Origin of the sequence: Rhizobium sp. AP16 (assembly GCF_000281735.1) — a bacterium.
In the GTDB taxonomy this organism is placed as follows: Bacteria; Pseudomonadota; Alphaproteobacteria; order Rhizobiales; family Rhizobiaceae; genus Rhizobium; species Rhizobium rhizogenes.
Map to the genome: position 1 here is coordinate 39280 of NZ_AJVM01000032.1, position 9972 is coordinate 49251.

14 protein-coding genes are annotated in these 9972 nt (G+C 60.6%); 1 reads left to right on the plus strand and 13 read right to left on the minus strand.

Annotated features, from left to right (window positions below; all coding sequences use genetic code 11):
- Positions 1 to 95: 95 nt before the first annotated feature.
- From rnhA to PMI03_RS13265, 5 genes are all read right to left on the minus strand, one after another.
- On the minus strand, positions 96 to 536 hold the full coding sequence (gene rnhA, locus PMI03_RS13245) for a ribonuclease HI (protein ID WP_007693897.1): 441 nt from the start codon (positions 534 to 536) through the stop codon (positions 96 to 98).
- Positions 533 to 1498, minus strand: a complete 966-nt coding sequence (locus tag PMI03_RS13250; protein ID WP_007693899.1) for a homoserine kinase — start codon at positions 1496 to 1498, stop codon at positions 533 to 535. The genes rnhA and PMI03_RS13250 overlap by 4 nt, the downstream gene beginning before the upstream one ends.
- Positions 1499 to 1532: 34 nt before the next feature.
- Complete coding sequence (ispH, locus tag PMI03_RS13255) at positions 1533 to 2540, minus strand: 4-hydroxy-3-methylbut-2-enyl diphosphate reductase (RefSeq protein ID WP_007693901.1); 1008 nt, start codon at positions 2538 to 2540, stop codon at positions 1533 to 1535.
- 160 nt (positions 2541 to 2700) lie between these two features.
- Positions 2701 to 3486, minus strand: coding sequence for an SURF1 family protein (locus PMI03_RS13260; RefSeq protein WP_007693903.1), 786 nt, complete (start codon positions 3484 to 3486; stop codon positions 2701 to 2703).
- Complete coding sequence (locus PMI03_RS13265; RefSeq protein WP_007693905.1) at positions 3455 to 3874, minus strand: DUF983 domain-containing protein; 420 nt, start codon at positions 3872 to 3874, stop codon at positions 3455 to 3457. Before PMI03_RS13265 ends, PMI03_RS13260 begins: the two co-directional genes overlap by 32 nt.
- Positions 3875 to 4022: 148 nt before the next feature.
- Between PMI03_RS13265 and PMI03_RS13270 the strand changes: the two genes are divergently transcribed.
- Positions 4023 to 4673 carry a chloramphenicol phosphotransferase CPT family protein gene (locus tag PMI03_RS13270; RefSeq protein WP_007693919.1) on the plus strand — a complete coding sequence of 217 codons (651 nt, stop codon included), beginning with the start codon at positions 4023 to 4025 and terminating at the stop codon, positions 4671 to 4673.
- Between the two features lie 35 nt (positions 4674 to 4708).
- Here PMI03_RS13270 and PMI03_RS13275 read toward each other — a convergent pair whose 3' ends face one another.
- From PMI03_RS13275 to PMI03_RS13310, 8 genes are all read right to left on the minus strand, one after another.
- Positions 4709 to 5125: a GFA family protein gene (locus PMI03_RS13275; protein ID WP_007693921.1), complete on the minus strand. Its 417-nt coding sequence runs from the start codon at positions 5123 to 5125 to the stop codon at positions 4709 to 4711.
- 48 nt (positions 5126 to 5173) lie between these two features.
- Complete coding sequence (locus PMI03_RS13280) at positions 5174 to 5638, minus strand: SRPBCC domain-containing protein (protein WP_007693923.1); 465 nt, start codon at positions 5636 to 5638, stop codon at positions 5174 to 5176.
- Positions 5635 to 5964, minus strand: a complete 330-nt coding sequence (locus PMI03_RS13285; protein ID WP_007693925.1) for a helix-turn-helix transcriptional regulator — start codon at positions 5962 to 5964, stop codon at positions 5635 to 5637. Before PMI03_RS13285 ends, PMI03_RS13280 begins: the two co-directional genes overlap by 4 nt.
- A 232-nt stretch (positions 5965 to 6196) precedes the next feature.
- The gene (locus tag PMI03_RS13290) at positions 6197 to 7012 is read right to left on the minus strand and encodes an MBL fold metallo-hydrolase (RefSeq protein ID WP_007693927.1); all 816 of its coding nucleotides are present in this window, start codon (positions 7010 to 7012) and stop codon (positions 6197 to 6199) included.
- Positions 7013 to 7180: 168 nt separating this feature from the next.
- Positions 7181 to 8059, minus strand: a complete 879-nt coding sequence (locus tag PMI03_RS13295; RefSeq protein ID WP_007693929.1) for a cytochrome c oxidase subunit 3 — start codon at positions 8057 to 8059, stop codon at positions 7181 to 7183.
- Between the two features lie 63 nt (positions 8060 to 8122).
- Positions 8123 to 8737, minus strand: coding sequence for a cytochrome c oxidase assembly protein (locus PMI03_RS13300; RefSeq protein ID WP_007693932.1), 615 nt, complete (start codon positions 8735 to 8737; stop codon positions 8123 to 8125).
- 9 nt (positions 8738 to 8746) lie between these two features.
- Positions 8747 to 8887, minus strand: coding sequence for a hypothetical protein (locus PMI03_RS31340; RefSeq protein WP_007693934.1), 141 nt, complete (start codon positions 8885 to 8887; stop codon positions 8747 to 8749).
- Positions 8884 to 9843 (minus strand): heme o synthase, encoded by a 960-nt coding sequence (locus tag PMI03_RS13310; protein WP_007693935.1) that lies wholly within the window; start codon positions 9841 to 9843, stop codon positions 8884 to 8886. The genes PMI03_RS31340 and PMI03_RS13310 overlap by 4 nt, the downstream gene beginning before the upstream one ends.
- Positions 9844 to 9972 lie beyond the last annotated feature (129 nt).

A 9972-nucleotide genomic window follows, 5' to 3' on the forward strand; every position in this document is an offset into this window, starting at 1 on the left:
CTTTGCTATCACGAAGCCGTCTTGTCGCCAATCTGACCGAGGCTGACCTGTTGCCTGCCAAAGGACAATGTCCGCACATTGGCCCACCCCAACCCTCATTTCCGCTTAAACGGCTCCATCCCCTTGCGCGCCAGTTCATCGGCCCGCTCGTTCTCCGGGTGCCCGGCATGGCCCTTGACCCAGTGCAGCGTCACCTGATGGCGGTTGCGGGCTTCTTCGAGCGCTTGCCAGAGTTCGGCGTTTTTCACCGGCTTCTTGTCGGCGGTTTTCCAGCCGTTTTTCTTCCAGCCGAAAATCCACTTGGAGATGCCGTCCATCACATATTTGGAATCGGTATAGAGGTTGACCTCGCAAGGGCTCTTCAGCGCGTTGAGCGACGAGATCGCCGCCATCAGTTCCATGCGGTTGTTGGTCGTCTCGGCCTCGCCGCCGAACAATTCCTTTTCCTTATCGCCATAGCGCAGCACAGCACCCCAGCCGCCTGGGCCGGGATTGCCGGAGCAAGCGCCGTCGGTAAAAATATCGACCTGTTTCATGCCTTCAGCCCGTATTCGGCGCTGGAGGCGATCTGGCGGTGGAAGCGCAGCTTGCGCAGATATTCGAGCGGGTCCTTCTTGGTGACCATGGCGCCGGCCGGCGTCGTCAGCCAGTCGTAGAGGCGGGTCAGGAAGAAGCGCAGCGCCGAGCCGCGCGACAGCGTCGGCAGGGCGGCGATTTCGGCGTCGCTCAGCGGACGCACACTCTGGTAGCCCTCCAGCAGCGCCATGCCCTTGGTGATGTTATAGGCGCCGTCCTTCTCGAAGCACCAGGCGTTGAGGCAGATCGAGACGTCGTAGGCGAGCTGGTCGTTGCAGGCGAAATAGAAGTCGATCAGGCCGGACAGCTCGTCGCCGAGGAAGAAGACGTTGTCCGGGAAGAGATCGGCATGAATGACGCCATCCGGCAGGTCCTTCGGCCAATGGCTGCCCAAGAAATCGAGTTCGCCACGGATTTCATCCTGTAGGCCGGGCTCGACCTCGTCGGCGCGGGCCTCGGACTTTTCCCAAAGCCCCTGCCAGCCCGCCAGCGAAAGCGCGTTCGGCCGCTTGATATCGAAACCTTCGCCCGCAACATGCATGGCGGCCAGCGCCTTGCCGACTTCACGGCAATGCTTAGCCTCGGGCTTGCGCAGCCACATGCCCTCGAGAAAGGAGATCAGCGCCGCCGGGCGGCCGGAGAGATGGCCGAGCAGCTCGCCATCCCTGCGCGGCAGCGGCAGTGGGCAGGAAAGGCCACGGCTCGCTAAGTGCTGCATCAGACCGAGGAAGAACGGCAGGTCGTTCTTTTCCACGCGCTTTTCATAGAGCGTCAGGATCAGCGGATCGCGCGAGGTGTGCAGCAGGAAATTGGAGTTTTCGACGCCCTCGGCAATGCCCTTGTAGGAGAGCAATGTGCCGACATCATATTCCGTCAGGAACCACTTCAGATCGTCTTCGGTAATATCGGTATAAACGGCCACGAATTATTCCTGGAAAATGCTTTAAGGGATTTGATTATTCGCCGTTGACGAAAGCCATGTCGGCCGTCGTCAATTCGATGTTGCGCAGCTCGCGATTGACGAGGAAATTCTCGGTCTCCTTGACCGTCTCGGCCAGCTCCACCACCGCACTATAGCGGTCGCGGAAGGCTTCGATGATCTCGTTGACGATAACCTCTGGCGCAGATGCACCGGCAGACAGGCCGACGGTCTTGATATCGCCGATATCGTCCCAATCGATCTCGGCGGCGCGCTGTACCAGCACGGATTTCGTCGCGCCTGCCCTCAGCGCCACTTCGACGAGACGCTTGGAATTGGACGAATTCGGTGCGCCGACGACGATGAAGAGATCGCAGCCGGGAGCCGCCTGCTTCACCACTTCCTGGCGGTTGGTGGTGGCGTAACAGATCGAATCGGCTGATGGCGCTGTCAGGTTCGGGAAGCGCTCCTGCAGCCGCGCGATGACCCCGGCGGTGTCGTCGACCGAGAGCGTCGTCTGCGTAACGTAGCCGAGATTATCCGGATCGGCGGGCTCATAGACGTCGACATCCTCGACGGTCTCGATCAGCGACACCGTGCCTTCGGGAAGCTGGCCCATGGTGCCGATCACTTCCGGATGGCCGGCATGACCGATGAGGACGACGTGGCGGCCGAGGCGATTGTGGCGCATGGCCTGCTTGTGCACCTTGGAAACCAGCGGGCATGTGGCGTCGAGATAGAAGAGATTGCGGGCATCCGCATCCTCCGGCACAGCCTTCGGCACGCCATGGGCGGAGAAGACCACCGGCTGAGCGCGATGTTCCGCCGGAATCTCATCCAGCTCCTCGACGAAGATGGCGCCCTTGGCTTCCAGCCCTTCGACCACGTAGCGATTGTGCACGATCTCATGGCGGACATAGACCGGCGCGCCATAGGATTTCAGCGCCAGCACGACAATCTGGATGGCGCGATCGACGCCGGCGCAAAAGCCGCGCGGGCCGCAGAGCCGGATGGTCAGGTCAGGTTTGGAAACTGCTATGTTCATGTCTCTTCCGAAATCCGGGACGATGGCAAAGCAATAGATAGGTTCGCCTTGCCGCTTGTCCCACTCGTCCGCATGATCTTATCCAAAAATCGCTGCGCACTTTTGGGATCATGCTCTAGCCGAATATTCCATCGAAATGAAGCTATTCTATTGCATGCCTCTATTGCTGAGGCGCGCCCGGATGATGTTTGCGCCACCAGGAGATCGCAACGATGGCGGTGAGCGCCGCCGCCAAACCGTACCATGTCACGGCATATTGCAGATGGCTGTTGGGCAGGTCGACGATGGTGACGCCGCCGATCGGCAGGCCGCCGGGGTTCGGAGCCTTGCCGGCATCGACGAAGAAGGGCAACACCTTGTCCTTCGGCAGCCCGTCGCTCGTCGCCATGGCGTCGAGGTCCTTCCAGTAGAAGATATCCTTGGCGAGATCGTTGTCCGGTATGCCGGAGGGCTGGCCGGCGAGCTTGGCGCGGGCAAGGCCGGTGACGGTCTGCTCGCCCGTCAACTGCCCCTGCATGCGCTTTTCCGGCGCCTTGTCGACATCGGGCACGAAACCCCGGTTGACGAAGAGATAGCGCCCGTCGGCAAGCTGCAAGGGCGTATAGACATGATAGCCGGCATCGCCTTCGTAGGTGGTGAAGAAATGCCGTTCCTTGTCGTTGAGATAATGGCCCGATGCCGTGACGACGCGATATTCGATATCGCCGCCGGATGCGACCATGGTCTCGATCGCCGACAGCGGCAGCGGAGCAGCGGCCTGACGCTCGGCGATGTCGGCCAGCAGGCCTTCCTTCCAGTGCAGCCGCTGAACCTGCCAAGTGCCGAGCGCCAGCAGGATGCCCAGCGCAACGAGCAGGATCAGCGCCTTGCAGATTTGCCAGAAAACATTCGGCCGGCGAGCGGGGATAGCGGCCTCAGTCACGGTGAATACGCCCTTCGCTGGCATTGTTGCGGTATTGCAGAGCGATCAGAATGCCCTTGCACCAGCGCAGCGACAGAAGCGACAGGATGATGGTCAGCGGCGCAAACAGGAGGATATGCACCCAGATCGGCGGCCCGTAATTGGCCTGCAGCCACAGGACCGCACCGATGACGATAAAGCCGACGATGAGGATGACAAAGACCGCCGGCCCGTCGCCGGCATCGGCAAAGGCATAGTCGAGATCGCAGGCGGCACAGCGCGGTTTCAGCGACAAAAGCCCATCGAAGAGCTTGCCATTTCCACAACGCGGGCAACATCCCTGGATACCGACCTTGAAGGGATCGACCGGCGGAAACAGGGCGCTGTCGCTGCTTGCCCCATCATGCGGGGTTTTGTCTTGCTCTGAGCTCAAAGTTTGGTCTCGATCGATCCATCATCCCGGACGAGCTCCACCTCTCGTCCCCTGCATCATCAGTAACCGCGATGCGGCCGTCCGTCCAATCCAAAAGCTTGGTAAGCGCGGCGGGCCTGCTACAATACAGACGCCCCCGAGGAGGCCCATGGAACTCGATCAAGACCACGAAGCCGGCCGGATCATCATCCTGAACGGTGCGCCGCGATCCGGAAAATCCAGCATTGTCGAGGCTATTCAGGCCGGTTTCGACGGCCCCTGGATGAATCTCGGCGTCGACACCTATGTCCGCCACGCCACGCCGCAACGCTACTGGCCAGGCATCGGCCTGCGCCCCGGCGGCGAGCGACCGGATATGGAAGCGCTTGTGCCGCGCTTTTATGCCGCGCTCTATGCCTCCATCGCCGCCCATAGCCGGCTGGGGCTGAACGTCGTCGCCGAGTTCGGTCATCATGACGCCCATTCGCGCCCACTGGGCATCTTGCAGGACTGCGCCCGGCAACTGGCCGGCCTGCCCGTCCTTTTCATCGGCGTGCGATGCCCGATCGAGACCATCATGCAGCGGCGTCTGGCGGAAGGCCCCGAACGGAGCGGCACCTATGTCGGCGTTGCCGCCGGCGAGCCGATCCCGGCACCGGTGCTTGCCTGGCAGCAAGAGGTGCACCAGCCGGGGATCTATGATCTGGAGGTCGATACTTCGGTCAGGAGCGCTGAGGCCTGCGCCGAGGAGATCAGGCAGCTGATGGACCGGGGCATTTCGCGCCCGACGGCATTCGAGCGGCTTGCGGCGGACCGCTGAGACACGGCGCTGAGCAATAAGTCCTGAGCCTAGCTTCACATCGGCGGCATCTTCTCGAATTTCGGCACGGCCGGGTCGAGCCGGTCCCAAGCATGACCGCGCACCGTGTACGTCACCATCTGCGGCTTGTATCGGCCTGGATCGTCGAGGCTCGCGGCGTGAATGGTGAAGAGGTCCGGCATGGCCGCGAAGGTCAGATAGACGGGCGATCCGCAGGCGGGACAGAAGCCACGCGTCTTCACGTTCCCGCTGTCGCCGACCATATCCCAATGCGTCGCCTCGCCTTCGAGCTTCACCGCCTCCCTGCTCGGGAAGGTCAAATAGGATCCATGCCCGGTGCCACTCGTACTCTGGCAGTCGCGGCACTGGCAGTCGTTCATCGCGATCGGCTCAGCCGAGATTTCATAGTGGATCGCACCGCAGGCGCATCCGCCGGTGTAAGGCTTGTTCATGTCTCTCTCCTGGTTAAGCGCTTCATCGGCCACGACGCTTCTGTCGCGTCAGTCTTTCCCGTCGACGATAGCGCCAATGTTCTGGACTACTTTCTTCCAACCTTCGCTCATCTTGTTGAAGGCGGTATCGTTTTTCGGCACGACGAAGCCGGAATGGACGAGGCGGAGGCGCGTGCCGGCTTCAACCTTGGAAAGGATGAACGTGACCACAGTGTCGAGCTGTGAGCCGTATCCGACATTTTTCGCGTGTCCGCCTTTCCAGGCATAAGCCAAACGCTCGTACGGCTTCACCTCCAGCACCTGGCAATGAATGGTGCCGTCCCATGCGCCGGCCGGCGTGGTCTGGTAGGTGAAATGTTTGCCTTCCACGGGCTCGAAGCCAGCCGGCATCATCAACCACCGGCCCATCAAACTGGCCGTGGTCAGCGTTCTCCAAATCGCCTCCGGCGTATGCGGAAAAACCTCATCGACCACTATGTCCTGCGTGTTGGGCTCCAATACGGCGTCGTTCATGGATCAATCTCCTTCAGCAGCGTCCTGAGATTTACAAAACGTTCGCGCCAGAAGACGCCATAATGGCTCATCCACTCGACCAGCGGATCGAGGCCTTCCGGCTGGGCACGGTAATAGACTTTCCGGCCTTCGGGGCGCTCGGCGACCAGGCCGGCCTGTTTCAGAGCCTTGAGGTGTTGAGAAATGGCGCCCTGAGTCACTCCGCTTCCTCGCGTCAGTTCGACGACGGTAATCTCGTCGGAGCTGACGACCTTCTCAAACACGGCCCGCCGTGTGGGATCGGCAAGTGCGCGCATGACGGCATTGATGGGAGCGGCTTCGGTCATGGGAAATCAATAGCCCATACTAATTAATGAGTCAATACTAATTGATTGGTATGGATTGCAATGCCGCCTCGCGCCGCAATGAATCAATTGATCCGCAATCCGGTTTAATAGGTCCTGAGCCCGGTGAATGACCATCTTCCAGCCTTCACCCACTCGCGCCGGATGGTCGAGCGGTATGCCTCATCCGACCTGGCTCCTGCGACAAATCTCAGCGTGGTTTTTCGGTGGAACCCTACGGCTGCGATTCGAGCAGCCGGATATAGCGTTCGGCGGAGCGGGCGACGCTATCCTTGGCCTTGCTAGCAATGAACTTTTCGCGCCAGGCGCCGTAGATGCGATCGAAGCCTATCTCTGCAACGCGATTCGCAATACGCCGGACTTCACGCGCCGGCAGAGGGATCAGGTTGGGGAAGGAATACATGAAGGAAACCCATCCCTTCGCCGGAACCACTTGCATGGTGTCGCCGACGAGCAGCGCGCCATTTCCGTCCGCGCCGGCCTGCCATTCCAGGACACTACTCCCCTCGAAATGCCCGCCCAGCCGGTGAAGGACGATACCGGGCAACACGTCGCGGCGGTCTCCCCGCCAAGGCTGGATATGCTCGCTCGGGCGCAGGACATGGGCCAGATCGGCCTCAGGCAACAGGATCGGCACGCCGCCCAAGGCTTCGCTCCATTCCACCATGCCGGTATAGAAATGCGGATGGGACAGGCAGATGGCCTTGATGCCGCCGAGCTCTAAAATGCGGCTCCGCGTCTGGCCGTCCAAAACAGGGATGCAATCCCACAGGACATTTCCATGCGGAGTAAGCACCAGAAGTGCCCGCTGGCCGATACCGATTGCTGGTGAAACACCGATGGCAATCAAGTTCGGTTCCAGCTCACTCCATTCGTTCGCGTGGGTGGAGATTAGCGCTTCCCGGGCGATCCACTCCTGGCCGCCTTCGGGAACGAACTGTCGTTCATCTTCGCAAATGGAACAAGTCGGAGGCGGGACGGCGCTTAACGCGGTATGCGCGCCACATGTCTTGCAAATCCAGATGGGCAACGGAGCGATCCCTTATGAGCGGACAGGCGATCCTGGAGGTGGAGGGCAAACATGATGTTGCATGCCATGTCGAAAAAATGCCGCCGCAAACGTTCCGGACCAGGCCAGATTTTGCGGCGGCAAGCATTGTTCGTTTCGACCAAAGGCCGAACGCGGAGCAGCGGTCGGTCAGCCGTGTGCGATCGGTGCGCCCCAGCTGCCCCAGATGTAGATGCAGAAGAACAGGAACAGCCAGACGACGTCGACGAAATGCCAGTACCAGGCGGCCGCCTCGAAGCCGAAATGCTGCTTCGGCGTGAAGTCACCCTTGATCGCGCGGATCAGGCAGACCAGCAGAAAAATCGTGCCGATCAATACATGGAAGCCGTGGAAACCGGTCGCCATGAAGAAGGTCGCGCCGTAGATCGAGTTTTTGAACTCGAAGGGCGCATGGGCGTATTCATAGGCCTGCACGCAGGAAAAGAACGCGCCGAGCAGAACCGTGAGCGTCAGGCCCTGGATCATGCTCTTGCGGTCATTATGCAGCAGCGCATGGTGCGCCCAGGTGACCGTCGTGCCCGACAGCAGCAGGATGATGGTGTTGTAGATCGGCAGATGCCAGGGATCGAGGACTTCGACGCCCTTGGGCGGAAATTGCCCGCCGAGGAAGGCCGTACGCGATGCCTGGATCGCCTCGTTCGGGAAGAGGCTGACGTCGAAATAGGCCCAGAACCAGGCGACAAAGAACATCACCTCGGAGGCGATGAACATGATCATGCCGTAGCGCAGATGCAGCGAGACGACGCGTGTATGTGCGCCCTCATGCGCTTCCTTCACCGTGTCCGACCACCAGCCGTACATGACGTAGAGGATCAGTGCCAGACCGATGAAGAACAGCCATGGATGCGCCCAATCGAGGCCGAACAGGTGCAGCGAGCCGCCGTTGAGATAGCGCATGAAGCCGACGCCACCAAAGGTGATGATGAAGGCCCCAATGGCTGCCAGCAGCGGCCACGGGCTCGGGTCGATGATGTGGTAGTCGTGTTTCTTCTGATGCGCCTCTGCCATGTCAGCAATCCCCGAATGACTTTTTCCCATATTGCTTCCGGCCGAGCCGAAAAGCACTCTCCATCAAAGTTTCTTTTCCGCCGCCTTCGTCGCCGCGCCCTCGTTCGACGCGACCGGCTTTGCACCATCGCGTGGGTAGAAGGTGTAGGACAGCGTCAGCGCCGTGATCGTCTTCGTCTCTTCCGCCTTGGTGATCTCAGGATCGACGTAGAAGACCACCGGCATCTCGCGCTTTTCCCCCGGCGCGAGATCGGTCTCGTTGAAGCAGAAGCACTGCACCTTGTTGAAATAGGCGCCTGCTTCCACCGGCGAGACATTGAAAATAGCCTGTCCGCGCGTCGGCTGATCGGACTTGTTTTCGGCCACGAACTTGATCTCGATCGTCTCGCCGATCTTCGGATTGACTTCCTTCTGCATCGGCTTGAAGTCCCAGGGCACGCCTGGAGCGACATTGGCGTCGAAGGTGACCTTGATCGGCTTGTCGAGAATGATGCTGGATGCCTGGTCGACGCGCTGCGTCGTGCCGTTAAACCCCGTGACCTCGCAGAAGATGCGATAGAGCGGCACGGCGGCGGCGCACATGGCGCTCATGCCGACGACGAAGCTCAGGCACATGGCGACTACCAGGCCGTTGTTGCGGCCTGCCGTCCTCACCTTGTTCGTTGTCCCCTCCTCCATCACGCCTCCTCAAACGTGTCCGGTGCCGACCTTGATGATGGTGATCGCGTAGAACAGGATCACCAGGCCAGCGAGCACCAGGCCGAGCGCGATATTGCGCCCTCGCCGTGATTTCTTTTGCTTGTCCGTAAGCTTGACAAGTTCGATCATAGCCAGCCCCCCACGCCGCCCGACATCAGCACGGCAACGAGCCTGTCGATCAAGAGCGCCGAAAAAATTGCGAAGAGATAGAAGATCGAAAAAGCGAAAAGTTTCTTCGCCGGCACCATCTTCACATCGCCATCGGGCATGCGCCAGACAGAGATGGAACAGTGAACGAAGATCACACCGAGAACGGTGGCGACAACACCGTAACCGAGGCTCGCAAAGCCCATGAAGGACGGCACGACGCCGATGATCGCGGTCAGCACGGCATAGGCGACGATCTGGTTCTTCGTGGTGGGCACGCCCGCCACGTTCGGTAACATCGGCACGCCGACGGCCTCGTAGTCACCCATCTTGAACAGCGCCAGCGCCCAGAAATGCGCCGGTGTCCAGAGGAAAATGATCAGGAAAAGCACAACGCTTTCGATCGTCACATTGCCGGTCACGCAGGCCCAGCCGATGACCGGCGGGAAAGCACCGGCGGCACCACCGATGACGATGTTCTGCGGCGTCGAGCGCTTCAGCCACATCGTGTAGACGACGGCATAAAAGAAAATGGTGAAGGCGAGGATCGCGGCCGACAGCCAATTGACGGCGAGGCCGAGGATCGTCACCGAGAAGCCCGACAGCACCAGGCCGAAAGCCAGCGCCTCGGAAGGCGCCACGCGGCCAGCCGGGATCGGACGTTTCGCCGTGCGGGTCATGATCGCGTCGATATCGGCGTCGTACCACATGTTCAGCGCACCCGACGCGCCGGCGCCGACGGCAATGCAGAGAATGGCGATCAGGCCGAGAACCGGGTTGATATGCCCCGGCGCCAGAACCAAACCGGCAAAGGCGGTGAAGACGACCAGCGACATGACACGCGGCTTCAGAAGCTCGAAATAATCGCGCGCACCCGCTTCCGAGAGGCCGTTATCGCCTTCCTTCGCAAGCGCTTCGTGATTGTCGATGACCGTCATTCTTTCTTCCAATGTCAGTTGAGCCGGACGCCGCTTATCACGGCGTCCGGAAATAGGCTACTTGATGCGCGGCAGCTCTTCCCACTGGTGGAACGGCGGCGGCGATGACAGCTGCCACTCGAGCGTCGT